This is a genomic window from Lysobacter luteus, assembly GCF_907164845.1.
Lineage (GTDB): Bacteria > Pseudomonadota > Gammaproteobacteria > Xanthomonadales > Xanthomonadaceae > Novilysobacter > Novilysobacter luteus.
This window is the reverse complement of sequence record NZ_OU015430.1, coordinates 1,181,454-1,207,854: the sequence shown is the minus strand read 5'-3', so window position 1 is coordinate 1,207,854 and position 26,401 is coordinate 1,181,454. Positions and strand designations below refer to the sequence as shown.

The following is a 26,401-nucleotide window of genomic DNA, read 5'->3' as shown; positions in this document are numbered from 1 at the left end:
GGCGCATGGGCGGTCCTTGGTAGTGGGGGGTCGGTCAGTCGCCGAGTATGGTCGAGATCAGGCCGGTGGCCATCTGCACCAGCCAAGGGGTGTCGTCGCCCTCGAACGGCCGCGGGCTTACGTCACCCGCTCGCCGGCCGCAACGCGGACGGGCACCTGGTCGGCGGGGGCGGCCTCGATGATCACGCGCAGCCGGCCGGTCTCGCGCGACAGGCGCAGCCCGCGGTGTCGCACCAGGTAGTTCACCGCCACGGCGGCGGCGGCGATGCCGGACAGCGCTCCCACCGCCAGCGCCCAGCGCGCGCCAAAGCGGTCCACCACCCACCCCACCAGCGGCGCACCCAGGGGCGTGCCGCCCATGACCACCGCGATCCGCAGCGCCAGCACCCGGCCCCGCATCACCCGCTCGGTGGTGAGTTGCATCATCGAGGTACTGGCCGTCATGAAGGTCAGCGCGGCCAACCCGACGAAGAACAGCACCACCCCGAACAGCACCGGCCCTGGCATCGCCGCCGCCAGCGCCACGCTGACGCCGAACCCCGCCGCGGAGACAGCCATCAGCACCATCCCCGGCATCGGGCGACGGGCCGACAGCAGCGCACCGCTCATGGTGCCGGCCGCCATCGCCGAGGTCAGCAGGCCGTACTGGCTCGCGTCGCCGTCGAACACAGTGACCGACATGGTGGAAATGAAGATGGCGAAGTTGAACCCGAATGTGCCCATCAGCAGCAGCATCACCAGCACCGCGACCAGGTCCGGCCGTTGCCACACGTAGCGGAAGCCGGCCAGCAGGCTGCCACGCGTATGCGCCGGCAATGCCTCCGTATGCAGCTCGTGCAACCTCAGGAAGTACAGGGACACCAGCACCGCCGCGTAGGACCCCGCGTTGACCACGAACAGCCAGCCCTCGCCGATCGCCGCGATCAGCACGCCGGCCACCGCCGGGCCCAGCATGCGGGCAGCGTTGAACGACGCGGAGTTGAGCGCGACGGCGTTGGCCAGGTGCTCGTCGCTGACGAGGTCGGAGACGAATGCCTGTCGGGCCGGCGCGTCGAACGCGGTGACGCAGCCCAGCCCCAACGCGAAGCCGTACACGTGCCACAGTTGCACCACGCCGGCCAGCGTCAGCAGGCCCAGCCCCAGTGCCAGCAGCCCGGCAGCGGCCTGGGTGGCGAGCAGCAGCTTGCGGCGATCCCAGTGGTCGGCGGCGTATCCGGTCAGCGGCAACAACAGCAACGGCGGCCCGAACTGCAGCGCCATCACCGTGCCCACCGCCGTCGCGCTGTGGTCGGTCAGCACGGTCAGCACCAGCCAGTCTTGGCCAATGCGTTGCATCCAGGTGCCCACGTTGGAAACCAGCGCCCCGCCGGCCCAAAGCCGGTAGTTGTAGCTCCTGAGCGACTGGAACATCGTGCTCAAAGGGTTGTGTGCCTCGGCTTGCTCGGGACGCCGACAGTACCAAGCGGGTACGTGGACGATCCGTCAGGTGGGGCCAGCTTTCTGCGCCAGGGCCGCATACTGGCCGCCACGACGCCGCAGCCGCGGCCCGGCGCCCCGGTGCACCCCATGACCGACTCCGACAAGCCCCACTGCAGCGCCTGCGACGCTGTCTGCTGCCGCATGACGGTGGCACTGCAGCCGGGCGACCGCGTTGCCGAGCACCTCATCGACTACACCCCCGAGGGGCTGGAGGTCATGGCGCGCGACGAGTTCGGCTGGTGCGTGGCGGTCGACCCGGCCGGTGGCGGCTGCACGATCTACCACTCGCGACCGGAAGCGTGCCGCTTCTTCCGCATGGGCGGCGCGCACTGCATCGAGGCGCGCGCCGAGTACGCCGACCGCAACGCACGCGGGATCCCGCTACGGATGTACTGACCCCGCCGCACCGGACTTACTGCCCGGGCTGCTCGATCACTGCCTCGCGCCGTCCCCTGACGCGTTCGGTCAGCCCTTTGAGGAAGTTGCGCAGCAGCTGGTCGCCACAGGCGCGGAAGTTCTTGTGCCCCGGCTGGCGGAACAATGCGGACAGCTCTGGCTTTGACACGGGGAACCCGGCACCGGCGAACACCTGGTGCATGTCCACGTCCTTCAACTCGAAGGCGACCCGCAACTTCTTCAACACCACGTTGTTGCTGATCCGCTTTTCCACCGGACGCGCTGGCAACCGCTCGTCGCGGCCACGCAGGTGCACGACCAGGCCGTCCAGGAAGTGCGCCAGCACCGTGTCGCGGCAAGCCAGGTAGCCGGGGTCGTCCTCCTTGAGCAGGAAGGCGCGCACCTCATCGATATCGAGGGCGAAGTCCGGATCCGCCAAGTGCGCGATCTCGACAACCTTGCCGTCGGACAGGTCGAGCATGTAGCGGATGCTGCGCAGAACGTCGTTGTTGATCACGTGGTGCTACCCGTACTTCGCCTTGTGGCGGTCGAGCGTACCGGACACCCTTGCCAGTGCTCCCAGCACCTCGCGCGAGAAGCCGCCTTCGGGCAGGTGCCGCACGGCCGAGTGTGCGGCGCACACGATGCGCGTACCGGCCCAGCGGGCCGCCAGCGCCCGCGCCCAGGCGGCATACGCGTCGGCCGCGCCGGCGTCAGGCCTGAGTGCACGGGCCAACAGCGGATGCATGCGCAGCGAAGACTGCGGCAACAGCCCACGCAGGAACCCCGGCCCCGCCATCACGTTGAGCGTGTCATCCACGTGGACGATACCGGTGGCGCGGTGGCGGACGAGGACCGACGCCGTGTGCACGCGCTCATCCGGGCAGGTGAACTGCACGCCGTCCGGCACCGACAGGTCGAACAGATCCGCCAACGGATGGTCATCGCCCCACGTCTCCACCGGCGCCCCCACCCACGGCAACGCTGGCGCCCGCCGGCGATGGCGCGCGGTGCCGTACAACGCGGCCGACGGAAACAACCGTTGGGTCGACTCCACGTGCAACGTGTGGAACGGGTGGACATGCACCATCGCATCCACCCGCTCCCCGTTGCCGGTGAGCGCCATCACCGCTTCGCGTTGCGCGCCGTCAAGCGCGCAGCCATCCACCACCACGAAGCGGCCGCTGGCGCGCTGGACCAGCGACATCTGCGTACCGATGTCCAGCACGCCGCCCACGCGGTATACGCCACGGATGTTCCAGAAAGTGTCGACCAGCTTCTCCATCCGGCGAGGATAGCCGCCCACCGTGAAGGTGAATGGCATGCCCCCCCGCTGGTCACCCGGATAGGCGTAGTGTGGGCTGGCATTGCGGCGCCACGCCGTAACGGCACTCAGCGTCGACCCGGTCGTTCGCGTCCCTTCTGAGCCTCTTGGTCCCCGCCCGCGCGGGACTCCGGCTTCGGCCGACCGGATCCGGCAGTGCCGGATCTCCTGAAGGTGACCCATCCCATGGCACAGAACTCCGACAGCAACCGCGGCCCGCCGACCGGTTTGCCTACCGACCATCAGCCAGTGCGCGTACCGCGAGGCGAAACACGGGTCGTCGCGCCCTTTGGCTCGTCCTCCGACCGATCCCGGCGGAGCCCTCGCCTGGAAGACCTGCCGCCGGTGAAGCCCTTCAGGTCCACGCCCTGAGCGACCGGTAGCGGGCGCCGTGCCCGGGGTAGTACGTCCCGGGTTAGCCGGCCAGCGCGACGGCCAGGTACTTCGCCGTGGGACTTGCGCGGGACTTCGCTACGTCCGCGGGCCGGCCCTCGGCCACGATCCGCCCGCCCTGCTCGCCCGCACCGGGGCCCATGTCGATGACCCAGTCGGCCTGGGCCACCACGCGCATCTCGTGTTCGATCACCACCACCGTGTTGCCGGCTTCCACCAGCCGGTGCAACTGCTGCATCAGGCGGTCGACGTCGGCAGCGTGCAGGCCGGTGGTCGGCTCGTCCAGCACGTACAGGCTGCGGCCGCGCTGGCTGCGCTGCAGTTCGGTGGCCAGCTTGATGCGTTGCGCTTCGCCGCCCGACAGCTCGGTGGCGGGTTGACCCAGGCGCAGGTAACCCAGGCCGATCTCGCGCAGCAGCTGCAGCGGGCGCGCGATCGCGTCCTGCCCTTCGAAGAACGCCGCGGCCTGCTCCACCGTCATGCCCAGCACCTCGGCGATGTTGCGGTCGTTCCACCGCACCTGCAGCGTGGCCTCGTTGTAGCGCGCCCCGTGGCACACCGGGCACGGGGCGTGGACGCTGGGCATGAAGAGCAGCTCGACGCTGACCACGCCCTCGCCTTCGCAGGTGTCGCAGCGGCCCTTGGCGACGTTGAACGAGAACCGGCCGGCATCGAACCGGCGCCGGCGCGCATCCGGGGTGGCCGCGAACAGCTTGCGCACGTGGTCGAACAGGCCGGTATAGGTGGCCAGGTTGGAGCGCGGCGTGCGGCCGATCGGCTTCTGGTCGACCTGCACCAGCCGCTTCACGGCATCGACATCGCCGGACAGGTGCCCGTGCGTGCGCTCGATGGCGGTGGGCGCGTCGGGCGCGTCGTCGTCGCTGTCCTCGGGTTCGTGGCCCAGGTGCAGGCGGACCAGTTCGGCCAGCGCCTGCGCCACCAGGCTGGACTTGCCCGAGCCGGAGATGCCGGTGACGGCAGTCAGCACGCCCAGCGGGATGCGCGCGTCCAGCCCGTGCAGGTTGTGGCGGTGCAGCCCGCGCAGCTCCAGCCAGCCGGACGGCGTGCGCTGGAGGCTGGCCGGCGCCGGCGTGGTGCCGAACAGGTACTCGGCGGTGCGCGAATCCCCGACCTTGGCCAGCCCGGCCGGCGGTCCGCTGTAGAGCACCTCGCCGCCGCGCTCGCCCGCGTCCGGGCCGACATCGACCAGCCACTGCGCGCGACGCATCAGCTCCAGGTCGTGCTCGACCACGAACACCGAGTTGCCGGCGTCGCGCAGTTGTTCCAGTGCGTCATACAGCGCCTGGCTGTCGGCCGGGTGCAGGCCGGCGGACGGCTCGTCCAGCACGTAGACCACGCCGAACAGGTGCGATTGCAGTTGCGTGGCCAGCCGCAGCCGCTGCAGCTCGCCGGGCGACAGCGTCGGCGTACTGCGGTCCAGCGCCAGGTAGCCCAGTCCCAGTGCCTGCAACGTGCGCAACCGGGCGACGACACCCTCGGCCAGGCGCTGTGCGGCCAGCCGCTTCTCCTCCGACATCGCCGGGGTGCGCCGCACGTCCGGCGCGGCGGCGTGGGTAGCTTGTCCGGTCGCGGCGCGTTTGGTCCGGTCGCGGCGGGTCGCGGTGGCATTGGTGGTGTCGTCATTCGCGTGCGCCTGCAGCTCGCCGCGGGCGACGGGTTCAAGCAGCGCGACCACGCGGTCCAGCGGCATCCGCGACAGCTCGCCGATGTCGACGCCGGCAAACGTCACCGCCAACGCCTCGCGCTTGAGCCGCTTGCCGTCGCACTCCGGGCACAGCCGGCCTTCCATGAAGCGCGACACCCGCTTCTTCATCAGTGCGCTCTGGGTGTTGGCGAAGGTGTGCAGCACGTAGCGGCGCGCGCCGGTGTAGGTGCCCATGTAGCTGGGCTCGGTCTTGCGCTTGAGCGCGGCGCGCGTCTCGGCCGGGGTGAAGCCCGCGTACACCGGCACCGTCGGCGTCTCTTCGGTGAACAGGATCCAGTCGCGGTCCTTCTTCGGCAGGTCCTTCCAGGGCTTGTCCACGTCGTATCCGAGCGTGACCAGGATGTCGCGCAGGTTCTGCCCGTGCCACGCCGGCGGCCACGAGGCGATGGCCTTCTCGCGGATGGTCAGGGTCGGGTCGGGCACCATCAGCGCCTCGGTCACCTCGTACACGTGGCCCAACCCGTGGCAACGCGGGCATGCGCCCTGCGGCGTGTTGGGCGAGAAGTCCTCGGCGTACAGCATCGCCTGCCGGGCCGGGTAGACCCCCGCGCGGGAATACATCATCCGCACCAGGCTGGACAGCGTGGTCACGCTGCCGACGCTGGAGCGCGCATTGCTGGCGCCGCGCTGCTGCTGCAGGGCGATTGCCGGTGGCAGGCCCTCGATGGCATCGACGTCCGGGACGCCGGCCTGGTCGATCAGCCGCCGCGCGTACGGCGCCACCGACTCGAAATAGCGGCGCTGGGCTTCCGCGTAGATGGTGCCGAACGCCAGCGACGACTTGCCCGAGCCCGACACGCCGGAAAACACCACCAGCTGGTCGCGCGGCACGTCGAGGTCGACGTCCTTCAGGTTGTGCTCGCGGGCGCCGCGGACGCGGACGCAGCCGGTGTCGCGGGCAACCACGTGCGCCGGGCTGGCGGCGGAGCGGGCTCTGGCGCGCGGCATCCTTCAGTCGCGCAGCAGGCGCCGCGCTGCCTCCGCGGCCGACTTCAGCACACGGGCATACGCGGTGCGGGCGCGCGGGGCGTCGGCCGCCGCGCTCTCCAGTCCGTCCACGAGCGCCTGCATCAGCGCGGCGGCGTTGTACTGGTCGGCCAGTTCAGCCATCGAGCGCGACACCGCATCGCGCACGTGCCAGTCCACGTTGACGCCTTTTTCGGCGTCATTGGCGAGGTCGACGACCCGTAGCAGATGCGGGGTCACCAGACCGACGACAGTGGCTCTCATGGTTCGGACCTGCAATCGGGGGACGCGAAGGCTAACGCAGCCAGCGTCGGCAGGGGGCAAACCCGCATGCGCAGGGGTTCAGTCGCGCGGCTGGTGGCGGCCTTCAGCGAACTCCTCGACGATCTTCCTGCAGAACGCCGGCAGGTCGTCGGGCTTGCGGCTGGAGACGATGCCCTTGTCGATTACCACCTCCTCGTCCACCACCTCGGCGCCGGCGTTGCGCAGGTCGGTCCGCACGCTGGGCCAGGAGGTCATGCGGCGGCCGCGTACGGCGTCGGCCTCGATCATCACCCAGGGCCCGTGGCAGATCACGCCGATCGGCTTGCCGCTGCGGTAGAAGTCGCGCACGAACCCCACCGCCGCCTCGTCCATCCGCAGCGCGTCGGGATTGGCCACGCCGCCGGGCAGGATCAACGCGTCGAACTCCTCGACCTTCGCGTCCGCCACCCGGCCGTCGACCTTGAGCTTGTCGGCGGGCTTGTCGTGGTTCATGCCCTGGATCTCGCCGTCCTTGATCGACAGCAGGCGGGTGGTTGCACCGGCCTGCTCCACCGCTTTCCGGGGCTCGGTCAGCTCCACCTGCTCGACGCCATCGGTGGCGAGGATGGCAATGGTCTTGTTCTGAAGGGCACTGCTCATGGGTCCTCCTGCGAATCGGACGCGGCGACGTGCCGCAGCCCGCAGGATGCCCCCGGGTGGATGGGCGCGACGTGACCGCTCGCGGCCGCCTCGCCTGCCGTGCGCAGATCCCCGACCAGACCCCGGTAGGCGGCGTCCCGCGCCGCGGCGGGCTGCCGCAGCACCCAGGCCGGGTGCACGGTGGCCATCGCACGTACCCCGTTACCCACGGTGTGCCACACGCCGCGCTGACCGGTCAGGCTGAATCCCGCGCCGAACACCGCCGACGCCGCGGTGGCGCCGAGGCACACGATCAGCTCGGGGCGCACGGTGCCGATCTCGCGCTGCAGCCACTCGTGGCAGGCGCGGACGTGGCCGGCGTCCGGCCGCTGGTGCAGGCGGACCTTGCCGCGTTGCTGGAACCGGAAGTGCTTGACCGCATTCGTCATGTAGGCGGAGGAGCGGTCGATGCCGGCGTCAACCAGCGCGCGGTCCAGCAACGTGCCCGCGGGGCCGACGAACGGCCGGCCGGTCAGGTCCTCGGCATCGCCGGGCTGCTCGCCGATGATCATCAGCCGTGCGTCAGCCGGACCCTCGCCCCACACGGTCCGGGTCGCCGGCTCCCACAGCGGGCAGCGGCGGCAGTCGGCGGCCAGTGCCTGCGCCGCCGCGAGGCTGCCGTCGTCCGCGGGCCCCTCCTCGACGGGCCGCTGCGGGATGCGCCGACGAGGGGCCTGCGCCTCGCGCTCGGCCATGTCGCGCACCCGGGTGCCGGCGTCGCGCAGCAGCGACGGCAGCAGCGCGGCCTCGGGCAGGCCCTTCCAGTATTTCTGCGGCATCTCCTGCCGCATCATCGTCGGGTTGAGCCGGGCTGGATTGAAGATGTTGGCGTAGTAGGTCCGCCACAGGTCCTCCTGGGCGTCCTCGGCCGGCGCGTCGGCGCGCAGTCCGCCCGGCCCGAAGGCGAGCGCATCGCCATCCCAGCGCACGCTGCGGTACGGCGTGAGGATGGCCCAGCGCATGCCGGCAAACCGTTTGGCAAAGAAGGGAGCGATGCGGTCGACGATCCAGTGGTCCGGCTCGAACCACGCGAGGTAGGCATTGCCGCCGTCGCCACTCTCGCGGAACCGCACGAACGCCTTCATCTTGTGGCTGTCGCGCCGGACCGCGGCCGCCAGCGCGGTGGCCGCGACCACGTCCGGGTCGGTGGCGCGCTCCAGCAGGCGCCGCTCGCCGTGGGCCACGCGCCACAGCAGCCGGTACAGCAGCGCATGCCGTCCGGGATCGCGATGGCACACCACCGCCCCCGCCAGGTCCACCAGTGACGCGGGCACGTTGATGCGGCCCGCACCGGCGTCATCCGGCAGCGGCGAAGCCAGCGCCAGGCCCAACTGAGCGTCGCTGTCCCATTGCAGGTGTTCCGGCGGCACGCCGGCGGCGAGCGCCGCACGGGCGCGATCACGCCAGGCCTGCAGGCTCCAGCCGGGGTCGACGGTGGCCAGGTACATGCCGCGCCGTCAGCCGAACAGCCCGGCCTGCCGTGGCGGCGGCGCCAGCCTGGCGCGCAGGCGCACCGGGTCGTCCAACTGGCGGCGCGGGTGGTGGTCGAGCAGTTGCACGAACGGCAGTACCTTGGCCATCGGTGCTCGCAGCCGGGCCAGGTCGGCGACCCGCAGGCCGCCGGTGCGGCGCGACTGCACGATCCGGGCGACATTGCGTGTACCCAGCCCCGGCACCCGCAGCAGCATCTCGCGCGGGGCGTGGTTGATATCCACCGGGAACCGCTCCGGATGGCGCAGTGCCCACGCCAGCTTGGGGTCGATGTCCAGGTCCAGCATGCCGGCGCCCGCCGCGGTGGTGCCGTCCGCGGGGGCGATCTCGTCGACATCGAACCCGTAGAACCGCAGCAGCCAGTCGGCCTGGTACAGGCGGTGCTCGCGCGCCAGCGGCGGCGCCACCAGCGGCAACCGCGCGGAGGCATCCGGGATCGGACTGAACGCCGAGTAGTACACGCGCCGCAACTGGTAGTTGCCGTAGAGGTTGGCGCTGGACTGCAGCACGCTGCGGTCGTCCGCAGCGTCGGCGCCGATGATCATCTGCGTGCTCTGCCCGGCCGGCGCGAACCGCGGCGGCTTGGCCGAACCGCGCCGCACCGCCTTGCGCGCGGCCTTGCCGTCCTCGATCCGCCAGCGCACCTCGCCCATCGCACCGCGGATCTTCTGCAGGTTCTTTTCCGGCGCCAGCGCGTCCAGCCCGGCCTGGGTCGGCAGCTCGACGTTGATGCTGAGCCGGTCGGCGTAGCGCCCGGCCGCTGCCAGCAGCTCCGGCGCGGCGTCGGGGATGGTCTTGAGGTGGATGTAGCCCCCGAAGGCATGGTCCTCGCGCAGGCTGCGCGCCACTTCGACCAGCTGCTCCATGGTGTAGTCGCCGTTGCGGATGATGCCGCTGGAGAGGAACAGCCCCTCGATGTAGTTGCGCTTGTAGAAATCCAGCGTCAGCCGGACCACCTCGTCGGTGGTGAAGCGCGCGCGCCGCACGTTGCTGGACACGCGGTTGACGCAGTACACGCAGTCGAAGATGCAGAAGTTGGTCAGCAGGATCTTCAGCAGTGACACGCATCGCCCGTCCGGCGTGTACGAGTGGCAGATGCCCATGCCGCCGGTGCTGCCGATGCCGCCGGTCTTCGACGAGTCCCGCTTGGCCGCGCCGCTGGAGGCGCACGACGCGTCGTACTTGGCCGCGTCGGCCAGTACCGCGAGTTTTTCGGTGACGTTCATCGCGCGAGGGTCGCGGGCACCGGTCTCAGCAGGTGAGACACCGGGTGAACGGTTCAGGCGGAGCCGTTCCGGGCCACCGCCGGCTTGCGGCTATGGAAGGTGGAGCTCCGCAGTCATGTAATCCGCGGCCGTGCCAATCAGGCGGACGCGGTCGCCTTCGACCACGCAGCCGACCGTGCCGCCGCGCTGGGACAGTTGCCGCGCCGACAGCCGGTCGCGGCCCAACCGGTCCGCCCAGTACGGCGCCAGCTGGCAATGCGCCGAACCGGTCACCGGGTCCTCGTCGATGCCGAGCTTGGGATAGAAGCAGCGACTCACGAAGTCCCCGGCCCCGGCATCCCCCGGGCAGCCCGGCGCGGTGGCCACCACCCCGCGCAGGTCGAGCTGCTTGAGCCGGGCAAAGTCCGGTGCGAGCGCGCGGACCTCATCCGCCGACGCGTACACGGCAATGTAGTCAAACCCCGCGAGCACCGCCTCCGGCGCCCCCCCGAGCCCGGCCAACAGCGCCGCGGGCGGCTCGGTGACGGCCCGGGGCCGCGTGGCCGGGAAGTCCATGGCCAGGCCTGCTTCCGAGCGCGACACCGTCAGCTCTCCGCTGCGCGTCAGGAAGCGCAGCCGCGGCGCGTCGTACCCGAGGTGCGTATAGAGCACGTGCGCGCTGGCCAGGGTGGCGTGGCCGCACAGGTCCACCTCGTCCACCGGCGTGAACCAGCGCAGCTCGAACGCATCGCCGGCCGGGACGAAGAACGCAGTCTCCGAGAGGTTGTTCTCCTCGGCGATGGCTTGCAGCAGCGCATCGTCCGGCCATACCTGCAGCGGGCAGACGGCCGCGGGGTTGCCCTCGAACACACGCTCGGCGAAGGCATCGACCTGGAAGAGTTTGAGTTTCATGGTTCGGCACTTTATTTGGACCGAAGCAGCGTGCCCCGGTACTCGGCCTCGTCGATGGTCAGCCTGATGTCGCCGTAATCGTCTTCCACGATCACGACCTCGGTCGAACCCCCAACCGCCACGCTGAACTCGGAGCAGACGAACACCATGCCGTTCTCCAGCGGGATACGCCGGCCGGCCACGCACCCCGCGAACTCCCCAGCCACGCGTGTCTTCTCGACGATCGAGTAGCCCTCGTAGAACAGCTCGTGCAGGTCGGTGGCACCAGCCACCATCGGAACGGCCAGCAGTACGGTCAAAAGCATCGGTCGCATTGGATTCCCCTGCCCCCCCCGGCGGCGACCGAATTCTACAACTGGCGCGGGTCCCGGCATTGCCCGTAGTCTCCGCACTTCGCCGGCAGGAAGGCATGAGGCCTTCCCGACCTCCGGCGATCTCAGGGAGATGAGTAATGAGTACGTTCCGCCATTTGGCCGTTTTGGCCCTCGCCAGCGTCTGCGCCGCATGCGCCACCACCGGCAACACCAACAGCGCGGCGCCCGCCGCGCAGACCGCCGGCGACCAGGAAGTGCACGCCGAAGCGATCGTCGGCCAGCCGGCGCCCGGCAGCAAGTTCACCCAGCTCACCATCGGCATGGACACCCAGGCCGTGCAGCAGGTCATGGACCGCGTCCCCGACCGCCAGCACAGCTACGAATCCGGCAAGCGCTGGATCCCGTTCTACTTCGGCAATGACGCACGCCGCATGCAGGTGCTCTACAAGGGCGTGGGCTGCCTGGTCTTCGCCGACGGCAATGCCTGGGGCGCCGGCGGCGGCGAACTGATCCAGATCGAGCACGACGCCAGCGGCGCCTGCTACCAGCCGTAATGCACGGCCGCGGTGCGATAAGCCACGACCCGGATAGGCGAAACCGCATCGCGTCGAATGTGCCACGCGGCACTTCGCGTACAAAAAAGGCCTCGCAGTGCGGGGCCTTTTTTTGGCTTGCGGCACCGGCGTCAGTGGTCGCGCTGCTCCAGTGCCTGGCGTTGCTCCCGGGTCACCACCTCCGGCGCGCGCAACCATTGCCGGTCGATATCAAGAAACGGCGACCCGCGTTCGCTGCGCAGGCGTGCGCCGAGCACGCCGGCCAATATCCGCAACCCGCCCCACGCGAACGCCAGCGGCGTGGCGCGCACCGGCGCCGTGGCGGAACCGGTGTTGAGCACGCAGCGGCCGGCCGGGCCGAGGGCCGCATCCAGTTGCTGCGGCGTGCCGTCCAGACACGCCGTGACCAGCCCCAGGTAGGGAAGCCCGGTATTGCGCGAGGTGTTGCCCAGCGGCGTGCGGCAGCAGGCGGCGTACCAGCGCAGCGTGCCCTTGGGGCTGAGCGACATGCAGGCCACGTGCTCCAGGCCCGCCGTCAGCCGCACGGTTGCTGGCGCCGTGGGCACGACGTCGGTGCCGCCCGCCTCGTCCAGCACACCCGGCTGCCCGAGGAAGCGCGCATACGCCCGGCAATCCTTGCAGTAGCAGGTGGCGCGGGTATACGCGCGTCGGGGCTGCATCTCTCCGCGGACAGCGCCGCAGCGGCATTTCAATGGCAGGTCCATCCCCTCGCACCCCTCGGCCCGTTGGCGTCGGACAGCCTACTCCTCCGCGGCTCCCGGCTGGATCCACCGCTCGTTCTCGCGTAGCAACTTCCACATCCCGTCCTCGAATCCGGGCTCACCGCGCCGGGTGTGCCGCGCCAGCTCGACGCGCCCGGCGAAGAATGCCTCGAACCCGCCCGGCACCATGGTCATCACCACCCGCACCGGCCGGTCGTCCGCGCTGCCCTGCGAATGCACCACGCCGCGCGGGATGACCACGAACGCACCGGGCCCGTGGTCCACCGTCGCCCCCGCCATCGTCACCCGCAGCACGCCGTCGAGCACGTGGAAGCTCTCGTCCATGTGCTCGTGGCGATGCGGTGGCGCCAGGTAGCCGCCCTGCTCGGCCAGCTCGACCACGGCGAAGCGCCCGCCTGTCTGCTCACTGGTGGTCAGGAACCGCACGGTGCCGGCGTCGTAGGCCTGTGGTGCCGGCGGTGCGGGTGCGGGCTGCGCGGCCGGCTCGGCTTGGGCGGACTGCTGCGCCGTGCTGCCGGACGGACACAGGGTGAACGCCAGGCCCGCGACAAGGCCGACGAGGAGACGTTGCATGGCGTGACCCTCCGATGAGGCCGACGCGGCCTTCGGGAGCAAACGGTGGGAGGCGGTGAATGTGGACAGTCCCCACCCGCCAGCAGGAGAACGAGCAGCGCCGCCGAGGCTGTCTTCACCCGTAACATCACCGGCACGCGCGTGAACCGTTGTGGGGTTGCGCACGCTTTCCGCGGTGCAAGGGCACGACGGCCACCCGGTCCTGACCCGTTGCCAACCACAAGTACCACCAACCGCTCGAAAGGAGCCACCCATGCGCCAATGGATGTTCGCCGCCGCCCTTCCGCTCGCCCTCGCCTCGGCCACCGTGATCGCCGGTACACCGCTGCCTGATGCGCCGCACGTTGTCGTGCAGGGCGAAGGCGAGGTCAGCGTTGCGCCGGATGCCGCTGTCGTCACCATGGTGGTACGCCACCGCGCCGCCACTCCCGGCGAGGCCAAGCGCGTGGTGGACCGCGCCGTGAACGCGCTGCTGAAGGCGGCACCGGGCTTCGATGTCGCCGCCGACGACATCACCGCGTCGGACCTCGCACTGCGCGAGGAGATCGACTACGACGACAACGACCGGGCGCTTCCGCCGGCACACGTCGCCAGTCGCGAGGTGAAGGTCAGGATCGACGACCTCGACACCCTAAGCGCCTACATGGACGCGGCCTTGGCTGCCGGCTTCACCGGCATATCGGACGTGAGCTTCAAGTCCAGCCGGGAAGCCGACCTGCGCGAGGAAGCCCGCGCCCGCGCTGTCGCCCACGCCAAAGAGAGCGCCTCCGGACTGGCGACCGCATTCGGCGGCAACCTCGGGCCGGTGTACAGCATCAACAGCGTCAACTCCACGCAGGCACAGGGCTACGGCAACACGACGCTGGATCGCGTCCAGGTGACCGGCACGCGCATGGACAGTGGGCGCTACCTGCAACCGACTATCGACTTCACCGAGCGGGTTTCGGCGGTGTTCGAGATTTCGCGCTGAGCTGTTCGCCGCTTCGCAGGCAGTTGCACCTACATCTCTGGCGTCGACGCCTCGATCAACTTGATTGCTTCGTCCGCCTTCCGCGCCAGCGCGCGGCGCTCCGCTTCGGTGGGGACCGTCGGCGCCGCCCCGCTCGCACAGTGATCGATGTAGGTCCCAGACAGTGCATCGATGACTTCACGGCACTCGTCGCGGGTCGCCGCAACCGGCTTGGACGCGTCGGGTGTCGCAGCGATAGGCGCCGCCGTGATAGCCGGCGGCCGGGGAGTTGGCCTGGTGAGCTGCGACTGCAGCGAGGCGCGCATGTTGTTGAAGACGACCAGCACAACCGCAAGCAGCACCGCGCCCGCCAACAGTTTCAATCCCAGTGTCACCAGCGCGCCCTTCACCGCGCGCCCGGCCTCGCGGCGAACATGCCCCCCGACGCGGGCACCCACCGCGGACATCACCTGGTCCGACAGCCCGCTGCGCACCACCGTGCCGGCGAAACCCCGCAGAACGTCTTCCATCCGATCTGGCTGGGGCTCCGGCAGCGGGCCGAGCATCACTCGCAGCTCCTCACCATCGATCAGGCGCACGCGACCCAGTCGCGTAGCCGCCTGGCGCGCCGCAGTGGTGAACTCGCCGCTCGTCACGAGGATGGCGCTGGTTGCGTCCTCGTTGAGCATCAGGCCCAGCAGTTGGTGGACCTCGTTGTGCGGGACCTGCTTGGCGTTCCAATGCTTGCACTGGACGAGCACGTACTCGCCGGGCCGCCGCAGCCGTAGGTCGATGCCGCCGTCGAACCGGGTGTCCCCGCCACCGGTCCCGCAGTGGTCCACCTCATACCCCTGACCACGGAAGTACACCGCGAGCAGACTCTCGAACTGATCCCAACGCACGCGCGACAGCGCGTCGTCGCGACGGTTCCGAACATTCTTCAACCCGGACATTCCGCCCCCTCGGAACCCAGCCATGCGGGCAGAGTACTCCGCGGTTGCGCCGGCAACGAGGTCAGCGACCCCACCCCTGAACTCGCCGACCCCAGCCACGAGGCCAGCGGCCGCGCGGACGAGGTTCGGCACCTCAGCGATGAGGTCGACGACCCGGGACGCGGGGCCCGCGACCTCGTCTGCGAGGTTTGGAACCCCGCAGAACAGGGGTCAGAGTCGACTTTCTGACAGCGTGATTGGGCGAGCACCGATACGGTCGGCCCCGCGCCGCGCCCACCATGGCCGGACCTCCGCATCGCACCGACGCCATGCCACGCCTCCCCCGCATCGACCTGCCAGGCGTTCCCCAGCACGTGGTCCAACGCGGCAATGACCGCCGCCCGTGTTTCTTCCAGCCTATCGACCACGTGCGCTACCTGGACGAGCTGCGCGCCGCCGCCACCCGCGCCGGCTGCGCCATCCACGCGTACGTGCTGATGACCAACCACGTGCACCTGCTGGTGACACCGGGCGCCGGCGGCCAGGTCGGCGCGATGATGCAGGCACTGGGCCGCCGCTACGTGCGCTACGTCAACGACCGTTACGGCCGCACCGGCACCCTGTGGGAAGGCCGCTACAAGGCGTGCCCCGTGCAGAGCGACGCGCACCTGCTGCGCTGTTATCGCTACATCGAGCTCAACCCGGTCCGCGCCGCCGTGGCGGCCACACCCGGCGACCACCCGTGGTCCAGCTACGCGGCCAATGCCTTGGGGACACGTGATGTTCTAGTGACACCCCACCCGCAGTACCTGGCGCTTGGCGGCGACGAAGCCGCGCGCCTGTCGGCCTATCGCGCCTGGGTTGCCAAGGCGGTCACCCCAGAGGAGCTGGAGACCATCCGCAACCGGCTGCAGCGCCAGCAGGCGCTGGGTACGGATCGGTTTACAGCCATGATCGAGGAGCAACTGGGACGGTCCATCCGCCCCAGGCGTATCGGGCGGCCCCGCCGGCAAGCGGTACCCGCAGAGGCAGATTGAGAAAGTCGACTCTGACCCCTGTTCTATCGATCAGCTCGGCGTCGACGGCGCGGGCCTGCAGCGCATGCACGCAGTAGTCGGCCAGGCGGATGCCCATGCGGCCTGCGCGCGGTAGGAGCCGTATAAGACACGGACGCGTTCGGACATGTGGACCTCGGGAGTCGTGAGCGGGGGGCTACTGGTGCATCGACCCGGGACGACGGCTCGCCAACCCAGACAGGTAGAGACCGCTCGGACTTAGGCGTGGCTACAGCACTTCCAAGCTCGCAATCTTCACTACACCCCCGTTTTCACCAGATGTGAGGTCAGTTCTCAAGCCTCATCGCACGATTTCGAAGGGGGATGCGCACCTCGTTCTGATCGATCTCAAGCCAGCTCTCTTGAGCCGACCACTCCAACTTAGTCACCTTCTTCTCCAGCCCCCACCAAGTGCTCTCCGTAACCCGCACCTGGCCACCACCCAGAAACTCGAGATCGCTTGCACGCCACGTCAGGGTGATCGCGATCAGTCCTGCGGCGAGAAGAACGAGCATGACGGTGCCAATAAGTGTGTCGAAGAAGCTCGCGATCGCTCCTTTCTCGACCATCTGCGGATGCGGCTGAGGTGCTGCTTGTTCCCCGGGTGTGCTCACTACTTGATCCCCTGTTGAGTTGGAAAAGAACTTCTGAACTACTAATTTCTGAGGCTCTGCGCAGCTTGCCCTGTTTGCCGCTGAGCGCTTACAAGCGAACCTGAGCCCATTGTTGCCCGCTATTACGACGACTCGACCGGCGGCAAGCAATCCGCGAACTGCCTTTGGAGGTCCGGAAGCATAGGTGATTGAAGGCCATGCGCCATGCGAACCGCATTCGTAGCAAGGATCAGCATGCCGTTTGCATTGAGCAGCAGCGACCCAGCTTCATGCGCAGGGAACGCCACGAAGCTCTGAACAACCGGCCGAATCCCACCGTGTACATACGAGTGCATCGCCCGCCACGTCGCTTCCTTCAGGTGAAGGAGTGGTCGATAGATCTCCGCTGGATGATGGCGCTCGATAGCCGCCAACATAGCCAACACATCGGGGCCCTTTCGGGTTTCGGCATCAGAGTTGATCGCGCCATCTGTGGGCTTAAAGAAGCCCTCGATCCATGAGTCATCAGCGCCACGCAGCGTCCAGATGACCCTTAAAAGAGCCTCGTAGGTTGGCCGGACCAATGCTGTGGCCGATACGTCCAGTTCGCGCTGCACCAGTACCCACTGCGCGATCAAATGCTGCCTGACTATGTTCGCGAAACCCCGCACGGCCAGTTCGCGCAGACCTCGAGGCTCAGGCAGCTCATCCCACAGGACGTCTACCGCGCGATGCAGGGCATGCGTTCCAAACCTCACCCGCTCAAGTCGCTCTTGAGCACTCGCCACGTCGCTATTCAACTGCGACCTCCTTTGGGAATGAATCTTTCCAACCCCTGCCTCTTGCTCACCCACACAGAACGGCGGCGCCTTCCGCCCCTTCTGCAGCCGTGCGGCCTCCATCCACCAGGCCAGGTCGTCGGCGAAGCTCTCTTCTCGAGGAACGTTCCGGGCTCGTCGATGGGCTGCCCCTGCGCGTCCAGCGTCTTGCCGATGGGCCCGACGTTGACGGTGCTGGAGATCACCACCATTCCCATTTCCGACAGCGTGCCGTGCCAGGGGACGCTACCGCGCGCACCGGCCAGGCGCCCGGCCGAATAGCTCACGATGCCGGCGGGGCGCCAGAACCACTCCTCCAGGAAGTGGTCGGTGCGGTTCTTCAGGCCCGGCTGCATGCCCCAGTTGTACTCGCCGGTGACGAACACGAAGCCATCGGCACCGCGGATCTTGCCGGCCAGCGCCTCCATGGCCTCCGGCGCCTCGCCCGGCGAATACTCCTTGTACATGCGGTCCAGCATCGGGAGGTCCACCGCCTTGGCGTCGATCAGCTCGGCGACGACGCCGCCGGCCTGCAGTGCGCGCACGCAGTAGTCGGCCAGGCGGATGCCCATGCGGCCTGCGCGTAAGAGCCGTAGAAGACAAGGACGCGTTCGGACATGTGAACCTCGGCAATGGTGAGCGTGAGGGCTGCTGGCGCATCACTTCAGCAGGGCTGCTGGCAAACACAAGTGAGCCCCCTTTTCGCGCGGACAGACAGCGACGCCGGTCGAGGCAAGCTGAGGAGGTCGACTCTGACCCCTACTTGTGCCTGCGCTGACACTCTTTGGTGGGCCTATGCCGCTTGAAGGCTGACCCGTGCGGCTTGAAGCCTCAAGCATGAGCCCCGGAGCCTCAAGCGTGAGCCGTGGAGCCTGACTCCTGGGGCGTGGAGCGTCACGCCTGACGCTTTGAGGCTGCCGCGTGAAGCCCAGAGGCTGAAGCGACAGGGTTGAAGTCCCAAGTTTGAGTCCCCGAGACTCACAGGTGAGACATTTCCGCTCGTGCGTCCGGGTCCCAGCCTGATTGGAGAAGCGCAGAGGCTGACCCATGACGCTCGCGGCGTCGGCCGTGACTCTCGGAGCTTCTCACCTGCGGCTTGGGACCTCGGCAGCCTCTTCAACACTTAGTTCAACGCAACAGAGAAAGTCGACTCTGACCCCTGTTTTTCCTTGGGGCTTGGGACTTCGGCAGCGTCCTTCGCACGAAAATTCAACGAGGCGGGAAGAGTCGACTCCTTTTTCTTTGTAGCAACTAGAGCGCAGGAATCGCACCGATTGGACTACCGCCGAGGAGCATCCAAACACCGCGGAGCGCACGTGGATTCGCAATCAACCCAGTCAGCCAAACTGCTTCCCACCCATTTAAAGATCCATACATGAGATCCGCCCGATCCCGGAGGCTCGTCAAATGGGCCCTCAACTCGGGCACTGATGCTGGACTTGTTGTGAGTGAAAGATGCTTGAGGGGGCTTAGCAAAAGCAGCTCCCACTGCTTTGCCAACCAAACCTGCACCCCATTTGGAATCATAATGGAGCGCACGTGCGCCTCGACTCGGTCCCGATAGGCACCAAAACCACCGACGGTGACGACGTTAACGGTAGGACTGGCAAATGCCCCCTCGAAATTTGCCCTAACCAGCCTGCGTCGAAGAATCTTGTCAAAGTACGGGTGCAACGGCCGTACCCTTACGCCCCCGACCCAACACGCTGTTCGCCTACCGTTGCATTTACAAGCTGGAACTAGATTCGGGGAAAAGAAAGAGAACTCGGGGTGTGTATGCTTCTCTACGAAATGATCTACTTCGCCTCCGTTGCTAGGCTTTCCGCACATTGGGCAGACCTCTGGGCTCAGCCTGTTGCGAACCTCCTCAATAAATTCTAATCCCACAACTTCAGACGCATAGAGGCTTTTTAAGCGCTTCTTCTGCTCATCAGATGTCGCCATAGGTAGAAGCGAAACCGGACAGCCGCGAACCTTCAAATATTCCTTGTACGCAGCGGGCAACTTACCGCTCACGGAGTCGAAAATCGCTCTGTTAGCAACAGGGATCCTCTTGTTTCCCGCTATGGTCGTGATGACTGCAAGATCGTCGACTCTAAGTCGTCTGATATATCTCATGCGGGACCCGCCAGCTTGCTTAGTATGGCGACCCGAGCGCTAATCGACACATCTTCCAAATAGTTGTCGGCATTGCCCTGAGATCGAATTGCGTCTTCCACGTCCGCCAGCATCCGGGCAATCAACTCGTCCTCGAAAACGAAGAAGCTAACTGAGCCAATGTCTGCACCGAAAGTCTGCAGCCTGGGGCGAGCAGCACGGACAGCGCCTTCATGTCGAGATAGCACCAAGACGCAGTCCGTAGGCACCTCCCGGACGAGATATGCGGAATGGGTCGCCAAAACTGAAACCGACCCTGTAAGCCGAAGGACGGTGTTGAGAAGCGCTACCAACTGACTAATCAGCGCGGGGTGCAAATGCGTCTCGGGCTCGTCTATGAGAACTAGCGATCCATTCTCGGCGTGCGCACATACATTCAATATCAGCCACAGGAACTGCATATGGCCGCTACTCAGTCGATGGGCGCCACCCCCATGCACAATACGCCCCATCGCCAAGTCGTGTACGAATCTAAGTCGGCCTTGCTCGCTCTCTGACACATATAGATCTTCCAGCGCGCTGATTGCATATTCGCTGCCATCACGAATCTTGATTCTCAGCTGACCGTCGGCGAATGAACTTCTCAAGCCGTCGACGACGATTTGCAGGCGCGACCGCCGCGCGATGGACTCCTTCTCGTGGAGCAGGCGACTGATAAGCTCTGCGCTTCGATGAGCAAGGTCAGAATACATCCGAACCGGAAAGTACGGGATGGCGGGTTGCTCAGGCGAACTGACGTACTGACTTCCGTGGGTGCCAATCAGCAGCAGACGGGAAAATCGTGGGCGCCCAAAGGCTGGGTCCACAGCGTCTCCGTTGTAGCGCAACAAAGCGCGAGCTACACGCTTCAGACACTCAGTCTTGCCCAATCCGTTCTCACCCACCAAAACGTTGATCCGCCTGGGCACTGGACTATTGTGATTCCATCGAAATTGCATGGACGGCAAATACTGTGATGGAGCCAAATCGACGGCTTCGCTTGCCAAGTCGAGTTGCTCGCCCAGTCCCGAGAAGAGAGTCCTAAGGTTGTAGTAGGCGAAGTAAGACTCAGAATCGCGAAGCAAAACCTCCTGCATCGCAGGCACTCGGAGCGCCCGCCGCAACCACGCGGGCCGAGCACCCATATTGGCGAAAGGAGCGTCACGTAACGCGCGGAGCACAGTCCTGGCTTTAGCCGGCCCACACGTTTCTATGAGATCTCGATAGTTCTGAAGCTTGGGAAGCACGGTTACAAACTCTAGTGCTCTGACACTCGACTCACCACCTCTAATTAACTCCCGGAGAGCTTCGCTGAAACTCCGCTCAGGTTCGCCCAGCACAAGCGCCTTCAGCTTTTCGCTAAAACGAACCACGCCTGCTTCAACAAAATAGAATTCTACGAACGACCGCACGCCAAAGTCATTCCAGCGGTCGTCACTCGGAACAAGTACGAGTGCGTTAGTGAACTCGAAAACATTTGCCTCACTTTCGGCAATAAAAATCTTCATTCCTTGATCGTCCTCAGTAATAGCCGATATCAGATAGGCTACTCATGGCGCAATAACGCGGAACCAATCGCGCATGGCCTGACGGATGCGATCCATCTCCTCGTCGGATATCTCGGTCATATGGCAAATCGTATTCCTAAGATGACCGATGAGCCGGGCTTGCTGTACGAGTGCTTTATCTCGAATCAGCGATCCCACGCCGTCTTTCCAACAGTGGTCTGCGACTCGCAGCAGCTGCGCATACGTCATCAAGCGGGATCTATCGCGAGAACCGATAGCCATCCAGCTTTTAACCTCTTCGGTCTCCTCTAGACGTGCAACTTCGTCCTTCACGTCTGGCGGCAACTTGTCCCACCAATTCGCATTCGTGCCATCCTCGGACAGAACACCGACTAAGAAGTCGCGCAGGTAAGACTCGAATACAAAGAACAGCTTGTAGGCTTCCGCCGCGCGGTTGGCGCTTCGCACCTCCTGCGGCAAGATGGAGCTTAGATCTGTCGTTTCCGATATCAAAAGAGGCCGAGACGCGGCGACGTCATCGCTCTTTGCGATAGTTCGCTCAGCTGTCTGACCGAGCATCACGAACAGGGCAGCTGCTGCGTCGTGCCTCACTGGAATACCTTTCGCAAGGAGTTGAATATATTCAAATACGTCTCCTCGGTTCCATTGGCAGGGAGATGTATCTGCAAGTTATAGTGAAACTCGGTTCGGAGGCCGGCACCGGTCGCCCGTGGTCTGCGAATCTTGATTTCCGTCGTTTCTCCCTCTTCCTCCTCAAGATCGTCTCCCGCCTCGATGGATCCAGACGGCGATGAAACCTGCTGCGAACCCGATGTGTTGAAGTTCGCGTTTTTAGCTAGCGCGGAGAACGTGTATGCGATGCGCTTAGTCATCTCCTCATCGGTGCCGGCTACCTGTGAAATCAAGCCCCTAAGTTGCTCAGTACTTAGGCTGTTTGCGCCCTCATGTGCCGCAAACAAGGGTGCATACGCCTTTCGGATGGCATCCGCGATTGCGCCTCTGGCGGCTGCCGGGTTCTTTAGCAAACGATATTCTGGGGTAGGCCGTCCGGCGGCATCTATAAAACCCAGGGTTCGCATTAGCGGAATCAGTGGTCGGTCACCCGATGCCTTCAAGCCAAGTGTCTGCGCGAGAAAGGACTGGGTGAATGACTCAGGTACTTTTGCAGCAGCTATGCCCAGAAAAAGCTTTTCGACGTTCTTGTAGGACGGAAGATACGGAAGGGACGTCGCCATAACGAAAGTTCTCCTAGGTTAGATTCTACGTCCGGGCGCTGCGACTCGAGAAAATTGCAGAAATGAACTGAGCTTGTTGCAAGATGCCTTGTATGAACTCTTGACGCCCGACGCTACTCCAGCGCTGGGTTTAAGCCAACAAACCTAGCCTGACCCCGCTGAGGCTGCCATAGCTAAGCTCTGATGTCTCCTTTAGGTTCTGCAGCCGGAAAACGACAGAGCCCGCTTCCGCGGGCTCTGTCGACGCTTTGAATCATTGGCGCCTCGCGATGTATCGCGGCCAGCCGAATGCAACTTCATTCGTGGCAACGCATACGCAGGGTGAGCGGTCACATATTCCGTCGATACTCTCCACCCACGTCATACAACGCGTGGCTGATCTGCCCCAGGCTGTGGGTCTTCACCGCCTCCATCAGCGCGGCGAATACGTTCTGGCGGTCGCGGGCGGTTTTCTGGAGGTAGGCGAGGCCGGCGTCACGGTCGGAGGTCGCGGTCGCGACTGACGTCGCTCCTACGGGAGCCGGGGTCAGGGCGTTGCGCAGCTGCTGGTAGTTGCGGACGTTGTCGATCTGCTGGCCTTTCTCTTCCTCGGTCGAGCGGATCAGTTCGATCTCGGTGACGATGTCGCCGGCGTGCTCCTTCGGCAGGAAGGTGTTGACGCCGACCAGCGGCAGGCTACCGTCGTGCTTCTTGTGCTCGTAGTACAGGCTCTCTTCCTGGATCTTGCCGCGCTGGTACATGGTGTCCATGGCGCCGAGCACGCCGCCGCGCTCGCTGATGGCCTCGAACTCCTTGTAGACGGCTTCCTCGACGATGTCGGTGAGCTTGTCGACGATGAAGCTGCCCTGCCAGGGGTTCTCGCAGAAGTTCAGCCCCAGCTCCTTGTTGATGATCATCTGGATGGCCACGGCGCGGCGCACGGACTCTTCTGTCGGCGTGGTGATGGCTTCGTCGTAGGCGTTGGTGTGCAGGCTGTTGCAGTTGTCGAACAGGGCGTACAGGGCCTGCAGCGTGGTGCGGATGTCGTTGAACTGGATCTCCTGCGCGTGCAGGGAGCGGCCGCTGGTCTGGATGTGGTACTTCATCATCTGGCTGCGGGCACTGGCGCCGTAGCGCTCGCGCATAGCGCGGGCCCAGATGCGGCGGGCGACGCGGCCGATGACGGTGTACTCGGGGTCCATGCCGTTGCTGAAGAAGAACGACAGGTTGGGCGCGAAGTCGTCGATCTTCATGCCGCGCGCGAGGTAGTACTCGACGATGGTGAAGCCGTTGCTCAGGGTGAAGGCGAGCTGGCTGATCGGGTTCGCCCCGGCCTCGGCGATGTGGTAGCCGGAGATCGACACCGAGTAGAAGTTGCGCACGCCGTTGTCGACGAAGTACTGCTGGATGTCGCCCATCATCCGCAGGGCGAACTCGGTGCTGAAGATGCAGGTGTTCTGGGCCTGGTCTTCCTTGAGGATGTCGGCCTGCACGGTGCCGCGCACGGTTTTGAGCGTTTCGGCCTTGATGCGCGCGTAGGTGTCGGGGTCCAGCAGCTGGTCGCCGGTAACGCCCAGAAGGCCCAGGCCCAGGCCGTCGTGGCCCTGGGGCAGGCTGCCGCTGTATTGCGGGCGCTGGCGGCCTTCAAACAGCTTTTCGATCTTGTCGTGGGCGGCGTCCCAACGGGCCTGGTCGGCGCGCAGATACTTCTCCACCTGCTGGTCGATGGCGGTGTTCATGAACATCGCCAGGATCATCGGCGCGGGGCCGTTGATGGTCATCGACACCGAGGTAGTCGGCGCGCACAGGTCGAAGCCGGAGTACAGCTTCTTCATGTCGTCCAGCGTGGGGATGTTGACGCCCGAGTTGCCGATCTTGCCGTAGATGTCCGGGCGCGGCGCCGGGTCCTCGCCGTACAGGGTGACCGAGTCGAATGCGGTGGACAGGCGCGCGGCCGGCTGGCCGAGGCTGAGGTAGTGGAAGCGGCGGTTGGTGCGCTCCGGGGTGCCCTCGCCGGCGAACATGCGGATCGGGTCCTCGCCGGTGCGGCGGTACGGGTAGACGCCGCCGGTGTAGGGGTAGGCGCCGGGCAGGTTTTCCTTCTGCAGGAAGGTCAGCAGCTCGCCCCAGGACTTGTAGGTGGGCGCGGCGATCTTGGGGATCTGCTGGTGCGACAGGGACTCGCGGTAGTTCTCCACGCGGATGGTCTTGTCGCGGACCTGGTACTCGTTGACGTCGTCGGTGATGGACTTGAGGCGGGCCGGCCAGTCGCGCAGGAGCTTGAGGGCTTCGGAATCGAGGGATTGGACGGCGTCGTTGTAGCGCTGGCGGAGGGTGAGGAGGGTGCGGTCGGGGGCCGGAGCGGAATCCCTTTCCCTTGTAGGAGCGGCTTCAGCCGCGACCTGTACATCGTCCCCAACGTTCTGTGCGTTCGCGGCTGAAGCCGCTCCTACAGCGGACGGGGCGCGGGAGTCAGGCGACTTCGCCGGGCCTTGGAGGGCATCGGCCTGGTAGAGGTCGAGCTGCTTGGGCAGCTGCGGGTCCTCGAGGTCATGCAGGCTCTGCCAGTAGCTCTGCGCGCGGTCGGCGATTTCGGACTGGCTCTCGATGCGGTCGTTGATCGAGCGGCCCTGCTCGGCGATCTCGGCGAGGTAGCGGACGCGGTTGCCGGGGATCAGCACCGTCGCGCGCGGCTCCTTCAGCGAGGTGTCGATGTCGGGCCGGAAGTCGCAGCGGGAGCTCCCCGGAACGGAATCCCGCTTCGCCGTAGGAGCGACGTCAGTCGCGACCTGACCATTGTCCCGGGAGCTCTGCGAGGTCGCGACTGACGTCGCTCCTACATCGGCGCCATTAGCGGAGCCGCCGCCCACGCCGAGCTTCTCCCGCATCAACCGGCACAGGTTCGCGAACATCCAGCTGATGCCGGGGTCGTTGAACTGGCTGGCGATCGTCGGGTAGACCGGGACGTCCTCGTCCTTGGTCTGGAAGGCGACGCGGTTGCGCTTCCACTGCTTGCGGATGTCGCGCAGGGCATCCTCGGCGCCGCGCTTGTCGTACTTGTTGAGCACCACCAGTTCGGCGAAGTCGAGCATGTCGATCTTCTCCAGCTGGCTCGGGGCGCCGAAGTCGCTGGTCATGACGTACATCGGGAAGTCGACCAGGTCGACGATCTCCGAGTCGGACTGGCCAATACCCGCGGTCTCGACGATGACCAGGTCGTAGCCCAGCCCCTTGAGGAAGCCGATCGAGTCCTTCAGCACCGCGTTGGTGGCGGCGTGCTGGCGGCGGGTGGCCATCGAGCGCATGTAGACGCGGTTGCTGCGCAGCGAGTTCATGCGGATGCGGTCGCCCAGCAGCGCGCCACCGGTGCGGCGGCGGGTCGGGTCGACCGAGATCACCGCGATGCGCATCTCCGGGAAGTTCGCCAGGAAGCGGTTGAGCAGCTCGTCGGTCACGGACGACTTGCCGGCGCCGCCGGTGCCGGTGATGCCGATGACCGGGGTCTTGCCGCCGGCCAGTTGCCACTGCTTGCGCAGATGGGCCAACTGCTGCTCGTCGAAGTGGTCCTCCTCGATCGCGCTGAGCATGCGGCCGATGGCGATCTCGTCGGTGATCGACGGCTGGGTGTTGTCGGCCTCGCCCTCGATGCGGCCTTCGCCGGCGCGGCGGACGACGTCCTCGATCATCGCCACCAGCCCCATGTGCATGCCGTCGTTGGGGTGGTAGATGCGCTCGACGCCATAGGCCTGCAGTTCGCGGATCTCCTCGGGGGTGATGGTGCCGCCACCACCGGCGAAGATCTTGATGTGGCCGGCGCCGCGCTCCTTGAGCATGTCGACCATGTACTTGAGGTACTCGACGTGCCCGCCCTGGTAGGACGACAGCGCGATGCCGTCGGCGTCCTCCTGCAGGGCGGCGCGGACGACGTCCTCGACCGAGCGGTTGTGGCCCAGGTGGATGACTTCCGCGCCCTGCCCCTGGATCAGCCGCCGCATGATGTTGATGGCGGCGTCGTGGCCGTCGAACAGGCTGGCGGCGGTGACGAACCGCAGCGGCGTGCGGGCGGTGTCGGCGTCGGACTGGGGAAGCTGGCTGGCGGGGGTGCTCATGGCGCACTCGGCTACTGAAAACGGATCGGCCGATTGTAGCGCGGGGCC

24 protein-coding genes are annotated in these 26,401 nt (G+C 66.4%); 4 read left to right on the top strand and 20 right to left on the bottom strand.

The window, feature by feature from the left end:
* Positions 1-117: 117 nt before the first annotated feature.
* On the bottom strand, positions 118-1,410 hold the full coding sequence (locus KOD61_RS05585) for an MFS transporter (RefSeq protein WP_251370694.1): 1,293 nt from the start codon (positions 1,408-1,410) through the stop codon (positions 118-120).
* 156 nt (positions 1,411-1,566) lie between these two features.
* Here KOD61_RS05585 and KOD61_RS05580 point away from each other — a divergent pair, with 156 nt between their 5' ends.
* Entirely contained in the window at positions 1,567-1,875 is a 309-nt protein-coding gene (locus KOD61_RS05580) for a YkgJ family cysteine cluster protein (protein WP_215220044.1), read from the top strand.
* Positions 1,876-1,891: 16 nt separating this feature from the next.
* Here KOD61_RS05580 and KOD61_RS05575 read toward each other — a convergent pair whose 3' ends face one another.
* The 9 genes from KOD61_RS05575 to KOD61_RS05535 all read right to left on the bottom strand — a co-directional run bounded on the left by KOD61_RS05575 (position 1,892) and on the right by KOD61_RS05535 (position 11,148).
* Positions 1,892-2,392 carry a YehS family protein gene (locus KOD61_RS05575; protein WP_215220043.1) on the bottom strand — a complete coding sequence of 167 codons (501 nt, stop codon included), beginning with the start codon at positions 2,390-2,392 and terminating at the stop codon, positions 1,892-1,894.
* Between the two features lie 6 nt (positions 2,393-2,398).
* On the bottom strand, positions 2,399-3,199 hold the full coding sequence (locus KOD61_RS05570; RefSeq protein WP_251370672.1) for a hypothetical protein: 801 nt from the start codon (positions 3,197-3,199) through the stop codon (positions 2,399-2,401).
* Positions 3,200-3,614: 415 nt separating this feature from the next.
* Entirely contained in the window at positions 3,615-6,266 is a 2,652-nt protein-coding gene (locus KOD61_RS05565; RefSeq protein ID WP_215220042.1) for an excinuclease ABC subunit UvrA, read from the bottom strand.
* Between the two features lie 3 nt (positions 6,267-6,269).
* A complete protein-coding gene (locus KOD61_RS05560; RefSeq protein WP_215220041.1) occupies positions 6,270-6,548 on the bottom strand; it encodes a hypothetical protein in 279 nt (92 codons plus the stop codon).
* Positions 6,549-6,626: 78 nt separating this feature from the next.
* Positions 6,627-7,187: a type 1 glutamine amidotransferase domain-containing protein gene (locus KOD61_RS05555; RefSeq protein ID WP_215220040.1), complete on the bottom strand. Its 561-nt coding sequence runs from the start codon at positions 7,185-7,187 to the stop codon at positions 6,627-6,629.
* Complete coding sequence (locus tag KOD61_RS05550; protein WP_215220039.1) at positions 7,184-8,674, bottom strand: UdgX family uracil-DNA binding protein; 1,491 nt, start codon at positions 8,672-8,674, stop codon at positions 7,184-7,186. Before KOD61_RS05550 ends, KOD61_RS05555 begins: the two co-directional genes overlap by 4 nt.
* Positions 8,675-8,683: 9 nt before the next feature.
* Positions 8,684-9,943, bottom strand: a complete 1,260-nt coding sequence (locus KOD61_RS05545; RefSeq protein ID WP_215220038.1) for a putative DNA modification/repair radical SAM protein — start codon at positions 9,941-9,943, stop codon at positions 8,684-8,686.
* A 90-nt stretch (positions 9,944-10,033) separates the two neighbouring features.
* Positions 10,034-10,834, bottom strand: coding sequence for a PhzF family phenazine biosynthesis protein (locus KOD61_RS05540; RefSeq protein ID WP_215220037.1), 801 nt, complete (start codon positions 10,832-10,834; stop codon positions 10,034-10,036).
* An 11-nt stretch (positions 10,835-10,845) separates the two neighbouring features.
* Entirely contained in the window at positions 10,846-11,148 is a 303-nt protein-coding gene (locus KOD61_RS05535; protein WP_215220036.1) for a hypothetical protein, read from the bottom strand.
* 137 nt (positions 11,149-11,285) lie between these two features.
* On the opposite strand from KOD61_RS05535, the gene KOD61_RS05530 reads away from it, so the two are divergent.
* Entirely contained in the window at positions 11,286-11,702 is a 417-nt protein-coding gene (locus KOD61_RS05530; RefSeq protein ID WP_215220035.1) for a hypothetical protein, read from the top strand.
* A 131-nt stretch (positions 11,703-11,833) separates the two neighbouring features.
* On the opposite strand, the gene KOD61_RS05525 is transcribed toward KOD61_RS05530, so the two are convergent.
* Both KOD61_RS05525 and KOD61_RS05520 read right to left on the bottom strand, forming a co-directional pair.
* Positions 11,834-12,382: a DUF6151 family protein gene (locus tag KOD61_RS05525; protein ID WP_215220034.1), complete on the bottom strand. Its 549-nt coding sequence runs from the start codon at positions 12,380-12,382 to the stop codon at positions 11,834-11,836.
* Between the two features lie 81 nt (positions 12,383-12,463).
* Positions 12,464-13,018 carry a cupin domain-containing protein gene (locus KOD61_RS05520; RefSeq protein ID WP_215220033.1) on the bottom strand — a complete coding sequence of 185 codons (555 nt, stop codon included), beginning with the start codon at positions 13,016-13,018 and terminating at the stop codon, positions 12,464-12,466.
* Positions 13,019-13,271: 253 nt separating this feature from the next.
* Here KOD61_RS05520 and KOD61_RS05515 point away from each other — a divergent pair, with 253 nt between their 5' ends.
* Complete coding sequence (locus KOD61_RS05515) at positions 13,272-13,988, top strand: SIMPL domain-containing protein (protein ID WP_215220032.1); 717 nt, start codon at positions 13,272-13,274, stop codon at positions 13,986-13,988.
* Between the two features lie 29 nt (positions 13,989-14,017).
* Here the strand turns inward: KOD61_RS05515 and KOD61_RS05510 are convergent, their stop codons facing one another.
* Entirely contained in the window at positions 14,018-14,920 is a 903-nt protein-coding gene (locus KOD61_RS05510; RefSeq protein ID WP_215220031.1) for a restriction endonuclease, read from the bottom strand.
* Between the two features lie 308 nt (positions 14,921-15,228).
* Between KOD61_RS05510 and KOD61_RS05505 the strand changes: the two genes are divergently transcribed.
* Positions 15,229-15,936: a transposase gene (locus tag KOD61_RS05505; RefSeq protein ID WP_215220030.1), complete on the top strand. Its 708-nt coding sequence runs from the start codon at positions 15,229-15,231 to the stop codon at positions 15,934-15,936.
* Positions 15,937-16,241: 305 nt separating this feature from the next.
* Here the strand turns inward: KOD61_RS05505 and KOD61_RS05500 are convergent, their stop codons facing one another.
* From KOD61_RS05500 to KOD61_RS05470, 7 genes are all read right to left on the bottom strand, one after another.
* Positions 16,242-16,568, bottom strand: coding sequence for a hypothetical protein (locus KOD61_RS05500; protein WP_215220029.1), 327 nt, complete (start codon positions 16,566-16,568; stop codon positions 16,242-16,244).
* A gap of 122 nt (positions 16,569-16,690) precedes the next feature.
* Complete coding sequence (locus KOD61_RS05495; protein ID WP_215220028.1) at positions 16,691-17,347, bottom strand: DUF6988 family protein; 657 nt, start codon at positions 17,345-17,347, stop codon at positions 16,691-16,693.
* Positions 17,344-17,937 carry an NADPH-dependent FMN reductase gene (locus tag KOD61_RS05490; protein ID WP_215220027.1) on the bottom strand — a complete coding sequence of 198 codons (594 nt, stop codon included), beginning with the start codon at positions 17,935-17,937 and terminating at the stop codon, positions 17,344-17,346. The genes KOD61_RS05495 and KOD61_RS05490 overlap by 4 nt, the downstream gene beginning before the upstream one ends.
* Positions 17,938-19,479: 1,542 nt before the next feature.
* Positions 19,480-21,009, bottom strand: coding sequence for an ATP-dependent nuclease (locus KOD61_RS05485; RefSeq protein ID WP_215220026.1), 1,530 nt, complete (start codon positions 21,007-21,009; stop codon positions 19,480-19,482).
* Between the two features lie 42 nt (positions 21,010-21,051).
* Entirely contained in the window at positions 21,052-21,621 is a 570-nt protein-coding gene (locus tag KOD61_RS05480) for a Swt1 family HEPN domain-containing protein (protein WP_215220025.1), read from the bottom strand.
* Positions 21,618-22,265, bottom strand: coding sequence for a DUF5343 domain-containing protein (locus tag KOD61_RS05475; RefSeq protein WP_215220024.1), 648 nt, complete (start codon positions 22,263-22,265; stop codon positions 21,618-21,620). The genes KOD61_RS05480 and KOD61_RS05475 overlap by 4 nt, the downstream gene beginning before the upstream one ends.
* 329 nt (positions 22,266-22,594) lie before the next feature.
* Positions 22,595-26,353, bottom strand: a complete 3,759-nt coding sequence (locus KOD61_RS05470; protein ID WP_215220023.1) for a methylmalonyl-CoA mutase family protein — start codon at positions 26,351-26,353, stop codon at positions 22,595-22,597.
* Positions 26,354-26,401 lie beyond the last annotated feature (48 nt).